Source organism: Pseudorhodobacter sp. MZDSW-24AT, assembly GCF_002794355.1.
Taxonomy (GTDB): Bacteria; Pseudomonadota; Alphaproteobacteria; order Rhodobacterales; family Rhodobacteraceae; genus Pseudotabrizicola.
In genome coordinates this window covers 80119-98563 of sequence record NZ_PGOI01000008.1, presented here as the reverse complement: position 1 = coordinate 98563, position 18445 = coordinate 80119, and the positions used below count along the sequence as shown (strand labels likewise).

General features: G+C 60.6%; 14 protein-coding genes. 7 read left to right on the top strand and 7 right to left on the bottom strand.

Annotation, left to right across the window (positions count from 1 at the left end; translation table 11 throughout):
* Window positions 1–5 precede the first annotated feature (5 nt).
* A complete protein-coding gene (locus CUR21_RS10095; RefSeq protein ID WP_100196921.1) occupies window positions 6–824 on the bottom strand; it encodes a metallophosphoesterase in 819 nt (272 codons plus the stop codon).
* 56 nt (window positions 825–880) lie between these two features.
* On the bottom strand, window positions 881–1171 hold the full coding sequence (locus CUR21_RS19065; RefSeq protein WP_369802531.1) for a DUF6634 family protein: 291 nt from the start codon (window positions 1169–1171) through the stop codon (window positions 881–883).
* 1366 nt (window positions 1172–2537) lie between these two features.
* Here CUR21_RS19065 and CUR21_RS10090 point away from each other — a divergent pair.
* The 5 genes from CUR21_RS10090 to CUR21_RS10070 all read left to right on the top strand — a co-directional run bounded on the left by CUR21_RS10090 (window position 2538) and on the right by CUR21_RS10070 (window position 9403).
* Window positions 2538–3602, top strand: a complete 1065-nt coding sequence (locus CUR21_RS10090) for an AAA family ATPase (protein WP_157791978.1) — start codon at window positions 2538–2540, stop codon at window positions 3600–3602.
* A 416-nt stretch (window positions 3603–4018) separates the two neighbouring features.
* On the top strand, window positions 4019–4708 hold the full coding sequence (locus CUR21_RS10085; protein WP_100196919.1) for a hypothetical protein: 690 nt from the start codon (window positions 4019–4021) through the stop codon (window positions 4706–4708).
* On the top strand, window positions 4705–6909 hold the full coding sequence (locus CUR21_RS10080; protein WP_100196918.1) for a DDE-type integrase/transposase/recombinase: 2205 nt from the start codon (window positions 4705–4707) through the stop codon (window positions 6907–6909). Before CUR21_RS10085 ends, CUR21_RS10080 begins: the two co-directional genes overlap by 4 nt.
* Before the next feature lie 5 nt (window positions 6910–6914).
* Window positions 6915–7901 carry a TniB family NTP-binding protein gene (locus CUR21_RS10075; protein ID WP_157791977.1) on the top strand — a complete coding sequence of 329 codons (987 nt, stop codon included), beginning with the start codon at window positions 6915–6917 and terminating at the stop codon, window positions 7899–7901.
* Window positions 7901–9403, top strand: a complete 1503-nt coding sequence (locus CUR21_RS10070; RefSeq protein ID WP_100196916.1) for a TniQ family protein — start codon at window positions 7901–7903, stop codon at window positions 9401–9403. The genes CUR21_RS10075 and CUR21_RS10070 overlap by 1 nt, the downstream gene beginning before the upstream one ends.
* Before the next feature lie 427 nt (window positions 9404–9830).
* On the opposite strand, the gene CUR21_RS10065 is transcribed toward CUR21_RS10070, so the two are convergent.
* The 3 genes from CUR21_RS10065 to CUR21_RS10055 form a co-directional block, all read right to left on the bottom strand.
* Window positions 9831–10538 carry a VIT family protein gene (locus CUR21_RS10065; RefSeq protein WP_100196915.1) on the bottom strand — a complete coding sequence of 236 codons (708 nt, stop codon included), beginning with the start codon at window positions 10536–10538 and terminating at the stop codon, window positions 9831–9833.
* A gap of 68 nt (window positions 10539–10606) precedes the next feature.
* Window positions 10607–11857, bottom strand: a complete 1251-nt coding sequence (locus tag CUR21_RS10060; RefSeq protein ID WP_100196914.1) for a histidine kinase dimerization/phospho-acceptor domain-containing protein — start codon at window positions 11855–11857, stop codon at window positions 10607–10609.
* Complete coding sequence (locus tag CUR21_RS10055; RefSeq protein WP_100196913.1) at window positions 11854–12507, bottom strand: response regulator transcription factor; 654 nt, start codon at window positions 12505–12507, stop codon at window positions 11854–11856. Before CUR21_RS10055 ends, CUR21_RS10060 begins: the two co-directional genes overlap by 4 nt.
* A 184-nt stretch (window positions 12508–12691) precedes the next feature.
* On the opposite strand from CUR21_RS10055, the gene CUR21_RS10050 reads away from it, so the two are divergent.
* Entirely contained in the window at window positions 12692–14350 is a 1659-nt protein-coding gene (locus CUR21_RS10050; protein ID WP_100196912.1) for a phosphoethanolamine transferase, read from the top strand.
* Window positions 14347–14742, top strand: a complete 396-nt coding sequence (locus tag CUR21_RS10045; protein ID WP_232622750.1) for a diacylglycerol kinase — start codon at window positions 14347–14349, stop codon at window positions 14740–14742. Before CUR21_RS10050 ends, CUR21_RS10045 begins: the two co-directional genes overlap by 4 nt.
* On the opposite strand, the gene CUR21_RS10040 is transcribed toward CUR21_RS10045, so the two are convergent.
* Both CUR21_RS10040 and CUR21_RS10035 read right to left on the bottom strand, forming a co-directional pair.
* Window positions 14728–16137, bottom strand: a complete 1410-nt coding sequence (locus CUR21_RS10040; protein WP_100196910.1) for an AarF/ABC1/UbiB kinase family protein — start codon at window positions 16135–16137, stop codon at window positions 14728–14730. The genes CUR21_RS10045 and CUR21_RS10040 overlap by 15 nt on opposite strands.
* 255 nt (window positions 16138–16392) lie before the next feature.
* Window positions 16393–18369 carry a TonB-dependent siderophore receptor gene (locus CUR21_RS10035; protein WP_100196909.1) on the bottom strand — a complete coding sequence of 659 codons (1977 nt, stop codon included), beginning with the start codon at window positions 18367–18369 and terminating at the stop codon, window positions 16393–16395.
* Window positions 18370–18445 lie beyond the last annotated feature (76 nt).

Genomic DNA, 18445 nt, shown 5'->3' with positions numbered 1-18445 from the left:
TTTGGTTATGGCGCATTGTTCAACAGCTGCGTTGCCCGGGTGTCGAGCCGTCCTCGCAATAAGATGTCAGCGACATCACCGTCGGGAACTTCGCTTGGATAGCCGAGGCTGACATTGATGATCGGGGTCGAGCCAACCTTACCAGTCAGGCGTCGATGGGTGTGGCCGAACAGCCAACAATCGGGCTTGTGATGTAGGATCCAGTCATCGAGGTTTGAAACAAACGCTGGTGTAATCTGATCAATAGGTCCGCTGGCAGAAGGGCTCGGCCCGTGATGGGTGATGATAATCGTGCGACCGCTAGACGGCCGAGCAATCTCTGCGGTCAGCCAAACCAGATGATCGACATGGATGGCAGCGGTGTGCTGTGGCAAAAGCCGGTCACCTGCTGCGGTTTGCGTGATGAGTTGGTAATCATTCATCGCACGCCCTGCAGCATGCTTTGCGGCAGCCTCATCGCCTGAGAGGCGGAAATCAGTCCAGAGTGTCGCGCATAAGAAACGCACGCCGTCGATCTCTACTACAGCCTTTTGGGCCCAGTTCATACCTGCTGACTCGACCATCCCTTGGAGCCGTTCATCTCCAGAGACGTTGAAGTGATAGTAGTCGTGGTTTCCGGGCAAGATGTAGATTTTGCTTGGATCCATGAGCATGGACAGTCGAGAGAGCGCCATTGGCCAGTTTCGGATCGGATTGTCGGCAAGGTCTCCCGCCACGATCAAAACGTCAATCGCGCCCAAGGCCGGCAAGGCCGACGAAAAGGGGTCCCGCGCAGCGTGTTGCCAAGTGTCAAGATGGAGGTCAGCGGTAACCAGAACATGCATGATCAGACCTTTTGGTTTTGGTAAGGATTTAAAAGCATATTTTGCATTCACTCAAATTAATTGATGGTTCGTCGAAAACGCGACGCCATAATAGATAGCAGATCGCGCGCATCCCCTATCTCAAGTGTGGGCCAACCATAGTGTTTCGAGATGGGGCTCTCCAGGCGCTCCACCTCTCTATTAGCCTTCAAATATGAGCCGAGCTCATAAAAGCGAGAGACCGTGCGTGCCCAAGTCAAATCCTCAGAAAGTGTAATAAGCGGTGAGGAGGAAATAACAGCACTATCAAACTTCGGATATGATTCCACCACGCCAAATAAGAATAAAGTCTGACTGTAATGGCAGATCTACCAAGCCTTGAAAAATGGGGCTGACGCAAGCTCGACTCTATCAGGACCAGGGATTGCTGCCGTAAAAGCATGTCAAACCCACTCATTTTCTTCAGCGGACGATATCAGGATCTTTAGATCGGTCATTTTGACTTCCAACAAGCTTGCGCATCAAAGTGACTTTTCCATACATCCAGACAAAGGGCACAGGCAAAGGACAAAGGCTGACGAAACAAGACGCGGTGGTCAACTGGATAAGCAGTTGCGTCATGCGATACGCAAGGGCAATGTGTAGCAAAGAACGTAGACATGACGATCCTATAATGCGGCATACAGGTATTTGCGCGTGAAGCAATCACTCGGTTATTGGTAGGCTATACAAGATGTGCAAACGGCATACACCGAGAGCTCGGGCACGTAGCTGGTTTGGGTCTGGCTTTTGCGCGCAAGAATGATAGCCTAGGTCTGCGCGGAATGCAAACATATCGTAATTTAACATATTGTTATTGCTTGAAAATGCGAAAAAAATATTTCGCAAAGTTTTTTCGCATGGTTGATCCTAGGTGTTGATGCAATTGCTTGTCCGTTTTGCAGGCGCCTTCCCAGGCTTGAGGCGCACATCGAAAGCTTGTCTATCGCCTCCGCCCAACGGTCTAGGACTTGTTAATTTGATCCATGAGGCCATCCGCTACGATCTTATCTGCAATGCTTCCACTGGTTTTTCTTACTGACTTGCATCGGGTGATGAAGCCGAGGCTGGCGGCGGCATTCCGTCGCTCTTCTCCGCCTCAAAACAGGGATTCGCAGGCCTGCCTTTAAAGAGAATTTGCGGTATCAGGGGAGCGATGCGAAAAAATGTTCATCCGCTGTAGACCTGTGAGAATTGAATACTGATGCTGTGTGCGATTTTCTGACTTCAGACCCTTGCCATAGAATAGGCCAAAGACCCGCAGAGGCCTGACAAGCACGGATAGCCAACTGGTATTTTCAGCGGTGGAATCAGAGCAATATGGGAACGACACCACCTTAGTAATCGGGTGCAACGCTCTATCTCGACCCAATTCAATGTCTGAAGTTTACATATCTCATAAAATATGAGCATTGCGAATAATGTTGGATCTATGGTTTTTCGCACAGGGTGAAGGGCAGTATATTTATATCGATTTTCGTAAAATAAGGGAATCCGTCGTCTCACAGGTAATTTTTCTTGATCTTATTGGTTCCGCGTGATTGTTACCGCGCCGAACCCGCGCTCGATTCTTAACGCGACCACGTTATCCATAACCCCGTCCGAGGCATGCGCTTCGGGCGTCAGCTTCTTGCATCCGGTATGACCAAAGCATCACGTATCCCGTTCGTCCTTGTCCCATTTCCTGATCCCGCCATGAAGGAAGCAGCCATCTTTGATCGGCTGATCGCGCACTGGCAGAAGCTCCGATCTCGGTCGGTCACCGACACTTTGGCGCCGCGTCAGGCATGCACGGGCACAGATCCATTGTCGGGCTGGGACTCTCCCGCTGTAAGCAGCGACGTGCCAGCGAGCGTTCGACGGCGCATCCGGACTTGGGCCGAGCGTATCGCGGCGTATCATGCGCGAAACAGCCGTCTCGCGCATCTATCAAAGGAGGATTTGGCCCGGGTTGAGCAGCTTAGTCGCGGGGCAACCGTCGCTGGCATAGCCACGCCAGACAAGGCTGACGAACTTGCGGCGTCTCTGCATGCCGATTTCCCCTGGATGGCGGAAGCCACGACCGCCGTTTGGAATGCAATGCGTCGGTCGGTTGTCTCGGGGGAGATCGGCTTCCGCCTTGAGCCCTTGCTGCTTGATGGACCGCCAGGAATCGGGAAATCGAGTTGGGCCCGCGCTCTTGCGCGGCTCCTAGGCGTGGAAGGTATAGTCTTTGATGCGACGGGCGAGCAGGCATCTTTCGGAATCACGGGACTACAGATAGGCTGGAGTGGCAGCATAATCGGCCGACCGCTTGATCTGATCCTGAGAACCAAGGGCGCAAATCCGATCTTCGTCATCGACGAGATTGACAAAGCGGGCACCGCCAGATCGTCAAAGGATGCGTCATTTGGGCTTGCCGAGGCGCTTTTGCCGTTTCTGGAAAAATCTAGCGCAGCGTCTTGGAACTGCCCTACTTTGCGCTTGCCGTTCGACATGAGCTGGATCGGCTGGGTGTTGACGTCAAACGACATGAACGTCCTCCCTGACCCACTGATCAATAGATGCACAGTGGTGCGTCTCCAAAATCTAACGTTGGCGCAGTTGCAGGCGTTCGCCGACCGGGAGGGACGGCGGCGCGGGCTTCAAGAGATGTCGATCGATGCGGTGAACCACGCGCTGGCATCCGCGATCTCGCGGGGGGTGGTCCCGAATTTACGCACAGTGACACGGCGTCTCGATCATGCGTTGGTGCTGGAATCACTTCCGCGCTGGCATTGAAATCAATGGTGCATCTTCGCTACCGCAATGCTGCCTTTGGCAAGGTATTTGCTTTGATAGGGCCCCCAGACGCGCCTGAGTATGCGAAATAGTTTTTCGTAAACATGCACTTGAGAGATCGGGCAGTCGGCATCTTACCTGTGGATAGAGGAATTTTTGGGGTTTCGATTTTCGCGGTGACTCGGAATCCTTAGGGCATCGGAAAGCATCAGAAGGAAACTTCCACACAAACCACGATCACCAAAGAAAAGCCCGGCGCAAGGCCGGGCAAAAGGTGTCGGGCGAACCCGTATGATCTGCCTTTAAGGTGAGCTCTCGTCAGAAGAGTGCAAGCGGTTTTCTCGACTTTCCACAGCTTCAGCCTGCACCGGTGTCCGGGGCAGGGCTGGCGCCCTATTGTCGAACGGAGACTTCTGATGAAGCCAGTGGCTGCCACCTATTACCTGCCTGAGCCGGCCAAGAGCCGAGCCGTGCTTCCAATTCCAAAGTCTTCGCAGGGCCACTTCGTAGGTGAATTCGTATTTGGCATCGAAAAGCCACAGCGGGTTGGTTTTGCGAGCTTCCTCGAGTTCACAACGGCAATCTGCACGGTTTATCTCCCGGGTTTCGTAGACCTACAGGAGCAGTTGGCACCGGTTGCGTTTCGTAAGGCGAATGGTGACATCGGTCACCATTATCTCGACTACCGCGCCACGTTTCGAAATGGCTTGCGCATCGGGATTGCCGTCAAGCCTTCTCACATCGCCAAGAAGCCAGAGTTTCGCGCTGAAATGCAGGCAGTTGCACAAGCAGCTGTCCCTGCCGTGATCGACAAGTTGGCCATCGTTACGGAGCAAAATATCAACCCGGTGGATCTGTTCAATGCGAAGCTGTTCCATGCAGCGCGGCGCCCTGTCTTCTGCGAGGACGAAGCCATTCGCGAGATTCGAAAGAAGCTTCCTGGACCGGTTACGGTAGAACATCTTCTGACCGAAGGCCGTAGTGCCGGTGTGACGCTTTTCGGTGTCGCACGCGCCATTCATGGCCAAGGGTTGAAGCTGTTGCGTAAGGAACGGATCGCGCTGTCCGCGTTGGTCGCGGCCAACGATATGGTCGTTTGCCAATGAAACGGGACACCCGAAGCTTTTCAGTATTGGCTCAGGTCCCGGTCGAGGAGGGCACGACTTTCGAGCTGAATAATCGCCGTGGCAAGGTGGTGCAGTTGCGCAGCACTTCCTGTCTGGTGTTGTGGGAGGAGCAGGTTGACCCTGAAACTGGCGAAATCCTGCACGCTATATCCGACACGATTTCGAATGACGATTTCTGTCGCTACGATATGCACGGGCGCTTGACCATAGTCCGGCGTCCATCTGCAGCAGCCTGCGATGGTTCGCGAGATCGAAGCCATCGCACCGAAGCTGAGGTAGGGCGTATGAGGTTCCGCCTCGCTTATGTCGAAGCGGCCCAACAGCTGATTTCAGAAGGTGTGGTCGCAGAAAGTCGCGCTGGTTTCCGTGCGAACGTTGACCGCATCCTGGCTCTCGGAACGATATACTATAACCGATTTCTTGTGCAAAAGGCTGGGGCTGCCGGCAAGCGTGGCGGTGCGGTGATAAACATCGGCACACAGTCCAGCCCGCCGAAATCGGCAGCCAACATCTATACTTGGTATTCCCAGTATCAGAATGGTGGACAAAACGCACTTTTTGACCGCTACCATACCTCAGGCAACCGTGACCGCCGTTATAGCGATGCCGAGCGCGAACTTGCTCAGTCGGTTATCAACCAGCGTCTGGACCAGGAACGCTGCTCCATTGCGTCGATCGTCTCGAGCGTGCGAGCAGTTTTCAATGTTCACAACGAAAATGCATCGCGATCAAACCCACCTGGACCTTTTTTGAACACCCCCAGATATGACTACATAAACGCAACCATCAAGGCGATGGCACCTCTCGATCACGCCATTCGGACGCGCGGGCTAAAGGTGGCATATCGTGACATGCACGCCCTCGGCGTGGGAGTCCAAGCAGAGCGTGCGCTCGCCCGGGTAGAGATCGACGACTACACATTCGATCTGATGGTCTTGCTGAACGCCGTCGGCGTGTGGGACTGGCTCCGTCCTGAGGAACGCGCGATGCTTGGCCTCGATGGCACGCCAAGGCGCGTCACGATGTCTGCGGCTATCGATGTCCACACGCGCTGCATTGTCGGAATGAAGATTTCTGCCGGCGATACTAGGGCTTTACTCCGCGATACAGTGGAAATGATTTTCTTAGATAAAGCGCCGATCTCAGATGCGGTCGGCGCACATGAACGTTGGAACATGCATGGCCGGCCCGAAATGATCGTGATGGATCGGGGGCCTAACTATTTAACCGAAGAAACCTATGCACTTCTCGCGGACCTTGGCATCACCAATCTTGGCGCTCCCGCGAAGATGCCTTGGCTCAGGCCTTTCATCGAACGCCTTTTTAGGACCATCCATTCTGGCTTTGCGCAGCGGTTTTCGGGTCGCACTTTCAGTAACGTGGTTCAGAGGGGTGAGAATGATCCAGCTGCTCGCGCTTCATTGGATCTCGATGAGTTTCTGCAGTGGCTCGTCCGTTGGATTGTCGACTTCTACCACAACAAAAAGCATCCCGGACTATTGAACCGGACGCCTGCCGAAGCTTGGGCGCAATCACAGGTGGTCTCGCAATTGCAGGGCGTGTCGCGTGAAGAAATGCGGCGGGTGTTTGGTATTCGTCGTCATCGCACTCTTGGACCCGGCGGTATCACAATGATGAACATTCGGTATCAGACGGACGAGTTGGCACGCATCTTCCTTGCTCCTCCATTGCAACCAAAGGTGTTGGAGGTGGCTTGGTGGCCGCACGATATTGGCACAATTTCGGTCAAGGTCGCACCGGACCGGTGGATGAATGTCACCGCATCAGACCCAGAGTGGGTCGGGAAGTCTTTCGACGATCTTATGATGGTTCGCTTCAATTTGGCGGGAGAACGGGACCGCTCTGAAAGGGTCATGGCTCGCGCCGTGTCAGAGCTTGATGTCGCAGCCTATCGGAACAAGGCGCTTCGTGGCCTACTTCCCATCATCGTCAATGACGCGACCTACGACCGCTATGAGGCAGATTTTCTGCGGTTCATGTCGACTGCTGAGCGTTCCTTTGACGCATCCGAGCCTCTCGGTCTTTTGGAAGACATCGTGGAGCTGCCTAGTGCCGACGACATCGCCGCCTCTTCTTCTTCCCCTTTGATGCTCTCCGCGCCAAATGCGCGATCAGCCAGTGCGGCGTCCGCCGAAAATGACGAGGACCTCATGGAATGATGCCAATGACCGAACTCAATACACTCACCGCCGTTGCCGATCCACCCGCGGCCCAAGACTTGAAGGGGCGCACTGATTGGTTGATCGCGCGCTATCTCAAGAACGCCCGCGATGACGATTTTCAGGAATTCCTTACTGAAATCCTGCAAGTCGGCGCCGATGGCAGCCTTTTGCCGCTTGCCGTGAGAGATCCTCTGAACGGCGAAACGCTCGGTATGCAGGTGATCGGCGACTCTGGAGATGGGAAGTCGGTAATGATTGAGCGCAATCTATCGGCGGTGCCGTCCTTGGCATTGATGACGGATGGGACCTCGGGAAATTACATCCATATCACCGTTGCACCAGAGGCAACTATCAAGAGCCTTGCGTCTGACATCCTGGTCAAAACTGGTTACACGCGGCTGTCCGAGCGCACCAAGGCGCATGAAGCTTGGTGGATCGTCCGTCATCGCCTCAAGCTACTCGGTGTGGCACTCCTCTGGATCGATGAAGGCCACCACCTTTTGCGGGGCGGGACCGGCCGCGACAGTGCGGGTGCTCTACAGGCGCTTAAGAACTTGCTGCAGGGGGAGGGGGCAGTCGCTGTCATTCTGTCCGGCGTGCCGCAGCTGGAAGACCGCATTGCGTCTGATCCGGAGACGTTTAGGCGCTACCGTTTGCGTCAGCGCCTGCAGCGTGTTCTGGTCGGTGGGGCCGACATGCAACGCCTGAGGCGGTTCATCGAGGTTTGTTGCAACAAGCTTGACCTTTTGCCTCCCGACGATCCGTTCTTTGCCGAACGCATTGTTTTTTCGCAGAAGGCAGGTTTGGGCCGATCCATCGCCTTCGCGAAGGCAACGATCCGCCGGGCCTTGGTCAATGGCAGATCTGCGGTGACGCTTGATGACGCACGGCGAACCTGGCTTTTGCAGGGCGGTATGGATGGCGAGCCAACCCCGTTTGACTCTGGCGCCTGGCCGGATCTTCGCAAACTTCTCGAACACCGCGGGTGATGGTCAAGATGCTTACTCCCCATGTGCCTTACGATCCGACGGAAACGGTGCAGTCTTATGCAACTCGCCTCTCCATGCTGCACACCGGACAGCCTGCCGGTCGCCTGCTTGCAGATTGCGGGTTGAAGCCTTCACGCTTCGCGGCGGGTCACACCGAGGATATTGCGACATTCGCGGCGGCGGTGGGGGAGGATCCGAAAGCTCTTCTGGCAGGCACGGTGCGAGCGCTATCCCGTCACAATGTATTTCGCGGGGAAGACTACTCCCGCACTGGTCTGGCATCGCGTGTTCGACAGTTCTGCCCGCACTGCTTGCAAGAAGATGGCCCGCCCGAAGAATGGCGTCACCGACTTGGCTGGTGCTTTGGGTCAATTGTGATCTGCCTGAAGCATGCATCTACCCTGGTGGAAGTTTCCCAAGAGGGGACAGAGAATATCCAGGATGCCGTAGATCAGGCCGGAGGCCGCGAACTCGCCGAAATGTCGGCGGTCAGTGTCAATGTTGGCCGACATGTCACATGGTTACATGCTCGCCTGGGCATGGCGCAAGCCGCCGGTTGGCTCGAGGGCCAAAGCATCGAACAGGTGCTGAACGCCTCAGAGCATCTCGGCATGGTTCTTGATCATGGTCAGGATATCCGCCCGGGGAAACTGACACGACTTGAACGAAGTGCTGCCCTTGAAACTGGTTTTCGCATCTATGAACAAGGCCATGATGCGGTTTATGCGGCATTGAGTGACATCAGGCGAAAAGCTCTCGCTTCGGCAGTTCAGGCAGGTCCTTTCGCGATGTATGGAATGCTCTATGACTGGATCGACCGCCGTTCGCAGCTCATTGCTCCGGGGCAGATCCGCACGATTCTTCGTGAACACATCCTGGACCACGATGCATATATGCAAGGTGAAAGGCTGCTTGGCGAGGTGGTGACAGAACGGCGCCTGCATTCCGTGAAAAGTTTGGCTCTTACCCTGAAGGTTGATCGACGCCGCATGTCGCGGCTGATGCAGAAGCTGGGCCTAGTGCCAGAAGGAGCAACAGACGCCGAAAGTGGACGCCTTGTTTTTCCGGTCAAGGATGTCGAGCAATTGGTGACGGATTACGAGGATGCGATCCCCTTGGCCAAGGTTCCAGAATACATCGGCGGCACCCAGAACCAAACCCAGGCCCTTTATGGCGCCGGCATCTTGCCTGCCATCATCCCGGCAGATGCTCCCGGTGCGGTCCGCGGAGTGATTTTCGCAAGGCGCGTTCTGGATGATCTTCTTGCCAAGATCGACGCCCTGCCAATGGTGAATGATGAACAGCGCAAGCTGTCTCTCTCGGTCGGTGAAGCGTGCCAACGCCATGGTGGGACAACGGACGAATTGATCGCAGCGGTGCTGTCAGGAAAGATTACAGGATTGCGTGCGCGTCCGGATCCCCGGCTGGATGCAATTCGGGTTCTGGTGACGGACGTCCTAGGATATCGGCAAAAGGCAACCGGCGACAGGGACAGTCCGTAGCCCACTGCTCGCACTCAAAGATTCGACCATCGCACAGGGTCCGCAATTGCGGACCCTTTTTGCATTCCTTTGGCGCCTGTCAAACCTTTGCCCCGAGTAGCAAAAACCTTTGCACCCAAGACAAATGTCGCATTGATTTTATTGAATAATATTGCGACGTTGGCAGTAACTATGCCCCGACTTACATTCGTTTCGCCTGACACAGGCGGGTTCGCGCAGAGAGGCTGGGTGGGGGCTGTGCGCACCGGCCCGATCTTTCACAGCTTTGCTGCGCTTCTGATCCGGGGGCAGCGGGTGGCCCTTTGATGGGGCCACAGCTGTCAAAAGGTTGGGGGGCGCAGGACGGGAAGGGCCTTGGCGCAGGTCGGACGCGTCTTGGTGAAGGCCACGCGCTGCGCTGTGTGTTCGGCTTGGTGCCGCCTGCGGATCAGACGCTGACGCCGAAGATCCAGCCGACACCGGCGGTGATGGCCATGGCGGCGGCGCCCCAGAAAAGCACGCGGGCCGTGGCGGGGAGTTTCGGCGCGCCGCCCGCCATGGCACCGATCGCGCCAAGCGCGGCAAGGCTCAGCAGAGTGGTGCCGACGACGACAGGGATGATGTGGGCGGTGGGCGCCAGAACAGCGGCGGCCAGTGGCACGGCGGCGGCCAATGTGAAGGTCAGCCCCGAGGCCAAGGCCGCTTGCAGCGGGTTGGCGCTGTGCACCTCGGACAGGCCCAATTCATCGCGCGTATGGGCGGCCAGCGCGTCTTTTGACGTGAGTTCCCGCGCCACAAGCGCCGCTGTCGCAGGCGACAAGCCGCGCGCTTCGTAGATGGAGGCAAGCTCTGCCTCTTCGGCTTCGGGGGTGTCGAGCAGCGCCTGCCGTTCGCGCGCGATGTCGGCACGTTCGACATCGGATTGCGAACTGACCGAGACATATTCCCCTGCGGCCATGGACATGGCGCCAGCGGCCAGCCCGGCCGCTCCGGCGACCAGAACCGCCGAAGGGCTTGGGTCGGCGGCGGCGACGCCGACAATCAGCGACGAGACCGAGACAATCCCGTCATTGGCGCCCAGCACCGCCGCACGAAGCCATCCCGCGCGGTCGACGTAATGCAATTCCTCATGTGCGGAGGTGTAGGGAAGGCTCATGGGCGGTGCTCCTGATGGGGGGGCTGGGCTGTCGCGGGGAAACGGAGAGGATGGCGCAGGGGCTGACCTTATCCGCCCGGCACGGGCTTGAATTTCAAGGTGAAAACCACGCGGTCTGGTGCCACCGTCTCGACCAGAGGCACCTGCATCGCGGCCGCCAGATCGCGGATGATCGTCAGGCCCAGCCCCGCACCGCGCGACAGGGCGCTGCGCGACACGGTGCCGGGGCTGTGGCGGTTTGCGGGCAGGCGCGGGTGATCAGCCGGGTTTTCAAGGACAAGATCGCCAGCGTGGCCAAGCGTGATCCGCACGGTGCCGCTGCCATGGTCCAGCGCATTCTCGATCAGATTGCGCAAGAGGATGGCCAGCGCATCCGGATCGGCGGCCACCGGAAGCGCGTCAAGATCGCCATCATCCAGCCAGATCAGATCACGCGCGCCGGGGCCGAGGTCATCGCGCAACAGGCGCAGGATCTGGAGCAGATCGGCAGGCCCCCGACCAAGGCCAAGACCGGCCTCCAGCCGCGACAGTTGCAAAAGCCGCTCCACCCGCCGGGTCAGGGCATCGAGCGTTGAGATCGCGGCCTGCGCCTGTGCATCTGACGACAGCGTCAAGCGGTTGCGCATCGTGGCCAGCGGCGTGCGAAGCTCATGCGCGGCATTGGCGATGAAGGCGCGCTCGGACTGGCGCAGATCGGAAATGCGCGCGAGATAGGCATCAAGGGCCTGCACCAGAGGCTGCATCTCTTGCGGCGTGTCGGTGACACCCGAGGGCGCGCCATCATCGGGCGCGCGCGCGGCCACCGCTTGCGCAAGCCGTGCGACCGGGGCGGTGGCGCCCGCCACGATCCCGCGCAGGCCCCAGAGCAAAAGGGCGATCAGCGGCAGGGCAAGGAACAGAAAGGCTGCAGCGACCTCCAGCATTTCTTCGCGCCGCCATGTGGTGGCATGGGCGGCCTCGATCACCGTGCCCTCGGTGGTCTGGCGCAGGATGCGCCAGCCCGGCGCATCGTGCAGCCCGTCGCGGGTCAGCGCGGGCCAAGGCGCCGCCGCCGCGACCCGGTCGGGGGCAAGCAGGCGCAAGACCCGCTCGCCATCTGTCGTCTCAATCCCCAGCGCGCGCGGGATGGTGCCTGATGGCGCGCTGTCCAGCAGCAGGACGGTGGTTTCGACAAGGGCGCTGAGCTCTGTGTCGAACATCTCGTTCATTTCGTGCCGCAGAACCACGGCGGCGAGCGCCACGGTGGCAAGCCAGCCGCCCAAGACCAGCGCCATCACACGCACCGTCAGCCGCCGCCGCAAGGACCAAGGGCGGCTCATGGCAGGACATAGCCAAGGCCGCGGCGGGTTTCGATCACGCCATGCCCCAGCTTGGAGCGCAGGCGCGAGACATAAACCTCGACCGCATTGCCTTCGATCAGGGCGTCGAAGCCGCTGAGAACCTCTTCCAGCCTTGCCTTTGGCACCACGCGCCCGCGCGCGCCCAAAAGCGCGTCGAACACCGCCCATTCCCGCGCCGTCAGGCGGATCTCTTGTCCCGCCTGCCACAGGCGGGCCGCCGCGCGGTCGACTTCCAGCCCTGCAAGGGCGAGCCGTGTTTCCGGCAGGCCTTGCCCACGCCGCGCATGGGCGCGGATGCGGGCGGACAATTCGCGCAGATCAAAGGGTTTGACAACATAGTCATCCGCCCTTGCATCCAGCCCCGCGATCCTGTCGCTGATCTGGTCGCGCGCGGTGGCGATCAGAACCGGCGTCCGGTCTGCCGCCCACCTGCGCGCCCGCAGCACCTCGAGCCCCGAGCGATCCGGCAGGCCAAGATCAAGGATGACGCAGGCATAAGCGGTGGTGGCCATCGCCTCTTCGGCGGTGGTGGCATCGGGGGCATGGTCCACCGTATGGCCCTCGGCCCTGAGAAAACGCAGGACCGTCTGGGCGAGGTCGGCGGTGTCTTCGACAAGCAGGAGGCGCATCTTTTCGTTCTATGCGGCCTTTGCCGCTCTGGCGAGGGCGAAGTGCAAGGCTGGCGCAAGGTTCAGGGCGGATGACGCAGGCAACGCCCTGACCCAAGACCATGCCGGAGGCGCCCGTGAGGGCCAGTTCCGACAGGCCCGGTTGATGCGGAACCCTGCCTGACCCCAGCCCAGAAAGTGCGTCATGTCTGATCTGAACCTGCCCTCCCGTCGCGGCTTGCCACCTGTGGCGGTGCCGCGCCCCACCCTTACCCCCACGCTGTTGAACCTGACCGTGGCCGCCTATCTGTTGGCGGTGCTGAACACAGGGTTCTGGCAGCGCATGGCCGAGGTCTTTGCGGCATCATGGCTGGACCGGGTGCTGTTTGCCGTGGCGGTCTTCGGGCTGACGCTGTTGCTGCTGGAGCTTTTGGGGCCGTGGCGTCTGCAGCGCCCGGTGGCGGCGGTGCTGATCCTGATTGCGGCCAGCGCGCAGTATTTCGAGCAAAGCTATGGCGTGCTGATTGACCGCGACATGGTGCGCAATGTGGTGGAAACCACCGTCGCGGAATCGCAGCATCTGATCACGCGCCCGGCGGTGCTTTGGATCGGGGGGACGGGCCTTGTTCCGGCGGCGCTGGTGTTTTGGCCCAAGCTGCGGCGGGTGGGGGGATGGCATCCCCTCTGGCGCTGGCCTGTGGGTGTCACGCTGTGCTTTGCGCTGATGGCCGGGGCGCTGTTTTCCGATTACAAGGCCTTCTCTGCGGCCTTGCGCGAACGCCATGATCTGATGGCCGCCTATCAGCCGGGGGCGACGCTGGCAGCGGTGGTGCGCTATGGGCGCGAGCAGTGGAAAAGCGCGGACCCTGTTGCCGCCCCGCTGGGCACCGATGCCAAGCCCGGCGCCTTTCTTGGGGCGGCGCAAAAGCCGGTGTTGCTGGTCATCTTTGCCGGAGAAACCGCGCGGGCGCAGAATTGGGGGCTCAATGGCTATGGGCGCAACACCACGCCCGGTCTTGCGCGGCGCGATGTGATCAACTTCACCGATGTCACCGCCTGCGGCACGTCAACCGCCGTGTCGCTGCCGTGCATGTTCTCGCGTCTGACCGCCGCCGATTATTCCCGCGCGAGAGCCTTGGGCCAAGAGAACCTGCTGGATGTGCTTGGCCATGCCGGTCTGGCGGTGGAATGGCATGACAACAACACGGGCGATCAGAAGATCGCGCAGCGGCTGGGCTGGGCACAGGTGGAGGCCACACGGGCGCCCGAGGCCTGCCGGGATGAATGCACGGATGAGGTGTTTTTGCCGCTGATCCGCGACAGGCTGGCCACAATCACCCAAAACACGGTGCTGGTGCTGCACATGATCGGCAGTCATGGCCCGGCCTATCACCTGCGGTATCCCGCCACGCGCGCGGGCTTTTTGCCCGACTGCCAGACGGCCGACTTTGCCGCCTGCACGACCGAGCAGATCGTCAACACCTATGACAACACAATTCTGGAGACGGATCATGTGCTGTCGCAGGCGATCGATCTTTTGGCGGCCTCGGACAGGGTGCTCTCGGGACTGGTCTACCTGTCGGATCATGGCGAATCCTTGGGAGAGGACGGGCTGTATCTGCATGCGGCGCCAAAGTTCATGGCGCCCGAGGTGCAGACCAAGGTGCCCATGCTTTGGTGGCTTGCGCCCGGTTTTGCCCGGAGCCTTGGCTTGGATGCCGCCTGTCTGCGCGCGGCGCGACGCCATCCTGTCAGCCATGACAATCTGTTTCACAGCGTGCTTGGGATCTTGGACATCGTCACCGAAGTCCGCGACCCCGCGCTGGATCTGGCGGGGCCGTGCCGCGCGGGGAGGCTGGGATGATGCCGCGCAAAAATCAGCCCCGGGCAAAGGTGATCGCGCCACGGAAAGGCCTCTTGCACATCGTGGATGCGGCGGGCTATTCGATGGCAGGCGCGCGCAGGCTTTGGCAGGAGACGGCGGCGCGGCTGGAGGTGCTGGGGCTCGCGCTCACCGGGGGGCTGTTTCTGCTCAGCGGCGCAGCGCCTTGGCACTGGCTGGTGACGGCGGCGCTGTTCGCGCTGGTGCTGTCTGTCGAGGCGCTGAACACCGCCATCGAAGTCTTGACCGACCGCATTTCGCCCGAATGGTCGACGATGGCGCGGGATGCCAAGGACCTTGGGTCGTTCGCGGTGGGCCTTTTGCTGATGGTCACGGGCGGCTTTGTCGCGGCAGTCGTGTCAGGCACCGTCTGACGCACGTATGGGCTGGGCTTGCGCCGGAGGCGGGTGGGCGACGGGGTTTGCGTCCGCCTTTCCACCGTCCTTTACGGTGCAGTGGCGTTCCACCATCGGGCGCAGGGCGACGCGCGCGCGCAGTTTGGCCGCCATCAGATACATGCCGCCGATCTTGCGGTGCAAAAACAGGGTGGCCGCCGGTGGCACATGCGCAAGCTCGCGGTCGCTGCCGATGGCCATCCCCATAGCGCGCAACCGTTCCAGAAGATCGCTTTGGCCGAAATCAAAGGCGCTGTGCTGCCGGATCGGCGTCATCGCCATTTCGAACATCGACTGGATCAGGGCCTGATGATGCGGGGCTGTCTCAAGCCCGAAGTAGCCGATGCGCAGCATCGCGGCGCGGGTCTGCTCGGCGCCGCCGTCCAGCGCGACCCGGGCGAGGGCGCGGAAATCAGCCGCAAGCGTTGGGGCGATGGGTTGCACCGCGCCGAAATCCAGCAGCACGATGCGGCCGCTCACCGGGTCGACGCGGTAATTGGCCAGATTTGGGTCTGTCTGCATCCTGCCGAAAACGAAAAGCTCTTGCAGGACCAATTCGATCAGCGCCGCCGCCACCCGGTCGCGCCTGTCTTGCGGGGCCGAAACCAGACTGTCGAGCGGCGCGCTGTCCAGATAGTCCATCGCCAGAACCTGCGATGTGCTCAGGTCTTCGTGGAGTGCGGGCAGCACAAAGCACGCAGACCCGGCCAGCAGCGCCCCGAAGTGGCGCAGATGGGCGGCCTCGGCGGTGTAATCCGCCTCGGCATGCAATTGGCGCTTGGCCTCGGTCAGAAGCGGCGCAAGGTCCATGCCGCGCGGCAAGACCCCGGGGAGGCGCAACAGCGTGGCCATATTGTCCACATCGCTGTCGATGCTGGCGCGCACGCCCGGATATTGCACCTTGATCGCCAGATCGCGGCCATCCCGGGCGATGGCGCGGTGGACCTGTCCGATGGATGCCGCCGCGAAAGGGCGGACATCGAAGCGGGCAAACCGCCCGCGCCAGCCAGCCCCCCATTCGGCATCCAGCACGCTTTGCAACTGCTTGGGCGGCATGTGGCGGGCATCATCGCGCATGCGGGCCAAGATGGCTGTCAGCTCATCGGGCAGGACCAGGCCGCTGTCCATCGACAGCATCTGCCCCAGCTTCAGCGCGGCCCCCCGCAAATGGGAGAGGCGGTTGGTCAGCCTTTGCATATTCGCCGGGGTCAGCAACAGCTGTGCGGGGTCGGGGCGCTGTCCTTGCGCCAAGGCCCGCATCCCGCCCAGCGCGACGCTGCCCGCCACCCCGGCGGCGATGCCGCCGAATTGAAACAGCCGCCCCACCCGGCCTGTCGGCACGGCGGCGGCGGGGCGGTTGTCATCCTGCCGCATCGAAGGCTCCGGTGTCAGCCTGCACGGCAAGGCACGAACCGTGCCCAGTTTTCGGGGGCTTGGGAGCGCGCGCAGGCGGCGCGAGAAGGGCATGGGGGGCGCAAGGATGGCACATGCCCGAGAGCTAGGCCGGTGTGCCGCAAAGCCAAGGTGCATCCCCCCTGCCTTTGGTTGTCACTGGCGAAGGCGCGGGCGCGGGGCCAGGTTGGATGGCCTTGAGGGCGCGGGCAGGGCCGCGCCCTCAAGGCTGTGGCATCAGAACTTGACCGCGGCGGTCAGTTGCACGCTGCGGCCCGGTTCATAGAAGGGCTCGATCTCGGCGAAATCGGCGCCATAGGTGGCGCGGTCGGCATAGGTCTTGTCAAAGACGTTCAGCACCTCGGCCCGCAGCACCAGCCCTTCGACCGTTGGAGAGGCGTATTCGCTGAACAGGTTCAGCACCGCATAGCCCGGGATCTGGCGGCTGGCATCGGCGGCCACGTCGCGGTAGCGGGTGGCGGCCTGAATGCTGCCCCCAAAGGTAAAGGCGCTGCCATCGGGGGTGTGCTGCGCCTCGATCGCGAAGACGCCGCCCAAGGGCGCGCCCAGATCCAGCGCGCCAAAGCTGCTGCCGCTTGCGCCGTTCACCTTGACCTTGCTTTGCGAATAGCTGGCGCGCAGATAGCCCTGATCCCAGCCATAGCCCAGCCCAAGGTTGAAGCCCCGGCTTTCGGCATCGCCATTGGCATTGGCGCGGAAGCTGGACAGGCGCGCATCATCGATGCGGGTCAGGAACAGCTCGCCCGTCAGGTCCAGATCGCCCAAGGCGTAATCGGCGCCCAAGGTGTAGTTGGTGGCCCGTGACGCGCGCAGCCCGCTGTAATCCCATGCGCGGTTGTAGATGAAATTGTCTTCGATCGTCAGCCCGCCAAACACCGAAGACAGACCGCCGCGCAAGGTGAGCTGGTCATTCACGGCATAAGACAGCGACAGGTTGCCACTGGCGCCCGCATAGCTGCCGGTAAAGCCATTGGTGCCGGTGAACTCCTGATGATCGTAGCGCAGACCAAAGGACAGCGACAGCGCGTCGGTCGGGTCCAGCCGCGCTTGGGCATAGATGCCCACATTGCGGGAGGATTCGCTCAGCCCGCTTTCTGCAAGGTCGGTGTAGATGCTTTCGCGGTCGTAGAAATCCACACCGGCGGTAACGGTGCCCATCGCCACGGCAAAGCGGTTTTCCACCTTGCCCGACAGGGTGGAATTGTCGCCCCGGCTGACGCCCAGTGACGAGTCGAGCGGCTGATCGACCCCCAGTTGCACATCGGAAAAACCGATGACGATCTTGGGGTCCCAAAGCCCCTCGGCGGCGGTGTTTTCATAGGACAGCGCATAGGTGCTGCGCACCGTATCATAGCGGCGCAGCGGGAAGGGGCGGCCATCGGTGATGAAATTGGCGCGGTAGGGGCGCAGCGCGTCATCTTCCATGCGCTGGGCCGAGAATTCCAGCCGGTGGCCGCCTTCGCCTTCATGTGCCAGTTTCAGCAGGCTCGTGGTCAGGTCGGCGGCGCTGCCTTGCACGGTCTGGCCCGCGCCGGTCTTGTAATCCCGGCCCGTGGCACGCTTGCCATAGGCCAGCCATTCAAAGCCGCCCTCACGCCCGGCAAGGGTGAGCGAGCGGCCCAGCGTGCGGCCATTGTCGCCATAGGACAGGCGCGCATTGCCACCGATCGTCTGCCCTTCGGCCAAGATGTCAGCGGCATCGACGGTTTCCATCACCACCGCGCCCGCCATCGCATGCGGCCCGGCATCCGCCGGGGCCGAGCCTGCGTCGACGCGCACCGATTTCATGAGGCCGGGGTCAAAGGCATTGGCCGAGACGTGGTGGAACAGGCGGTTGTTCTGGCTGACGCCATCCACGGTGACCGCAAGGTTCAGCATGTCGACGCCGTTGACAAAAATCTTTTGCGCCACCGGAATCGCCCCGCCAACCGAAACAGACGCGATCCCGGCAAACAGATCCTTCAGATCGCCCATGCGGGCGCGGTCAAGCTCGGCCTCGGCGACATATTGGCTGTTGGCGCGGTCGGCGGCATTGCCGTCCGGGTCTTCGGCACGCGCGAAAGCCGGGTTCAGGACCAATCGGCCCAGAAAGGTGGGTTCGTCTTGCGCCAGCGCCACCGAAGGGAGCGCGGTTCCCGCAAGCAAAGTGGAAAGAATGACGCGCAGCGGCGTCCGTGCAAAATGCCCGGCCATGATGAACCTTTTCGAATGGGGTTTTTGGCTGGGGCGCACCTTGCTGCGGGGGGCAGTAGCAGGGCGGCCACCAGAA

Bases quoted from the DNA above. Each gene is read 5' to 3' on its own strand.
- CUR21_RS10060 (WP_100196914.1), bottom strand. From the start codon at position 11,857: ATGAGCCGCCCTTGGTCCTTGCGGCGGCGGCTGACGGTGCGTGTGATG.
- CUR21_RS10070 (WP_100196916.1), top strand. From the start codon at position 7,901: ATGGTCAAGATGCTTACTCCCCATGTGCCTTACGATCCGACGGAAACG.
- CUR21_RS10050 (WP_100196912.1), top strand. From the start codon at position 12,692: ATGTCTGATCTGAACCTGCCCTCCCGTCGCGGCTTGCCACCTGTGGCG.
- CUR21_RS10080 (WP_100196918.1), top strand. From the start codon at position 4,705: ATGAAACGGGACACCCGAAGCTTTTCAGTATTGGCTCAGGTCCCGGTC.
- CUR21_RS10035 (WP_100196909.1), bottom strand. From the start codon at position 18,369: ATGGCCGGGCATTTTGCACGGACGCCGCTGCGCGTCATTCTTTCCACT.
- CUR21_RS10045 (WP_232622750.1), top strand. From the start codon at position 14,347: ATGATGCCGCGCAAAAATCAGCCCCGGGCAAAGGTGATCGCGCCACGG.
- CUR21_RS10065 (WP_100196915.1), bottom strand. From the start codon at position 10,538: ATGAGCCTTCCCTACACCTCCGCACATGAGGAATTGCATTACGTCGAC.
- CUR21_RS10075 (WP_157791977.1), top strand. From the start codon at position 6,915: ATGACCGAACTCAATACACTCACCGCCGTTGCCGATCCACCCGCGGCC.
- CUR21_RS10090 (WP_157791978.1), top strand. From the start codon at position 2,538: ATGAAGGAAGCAGCCATCTTTGATCGGCTGATCGCGCACTGGCAGAAG.
- CUR21_RS10095 (WP_100196921.1), bottom strand. From the start codon at position 824: ATGCATGTTCTGGTTACCGCTGACCTCCATCTTGACACTTGGCAACAC.
- CUR21_RS10055 (WP_100196913.1), bottom strand. From the start codon at position 12,507: ATGCGCCTCCTGCTTGTCGAAGACACCGCCGACCTCGCCCAGACGGTC.
- CUR21_RS10040 (WP_100196910.1), bottom strand. From the start codon at position 16,137: ATGCGGCAGGATGACAACCGCCCCGCCGCCGCCGTGCCGACAGGCCGG.
- CUR21_RS10085 (WP_100196919.1), top strand. From the start codon at position 4,019: ATGAAGCCAGTGGCTGCCACCTATTACCTGCCTGAGCCGGCCAAGAGC.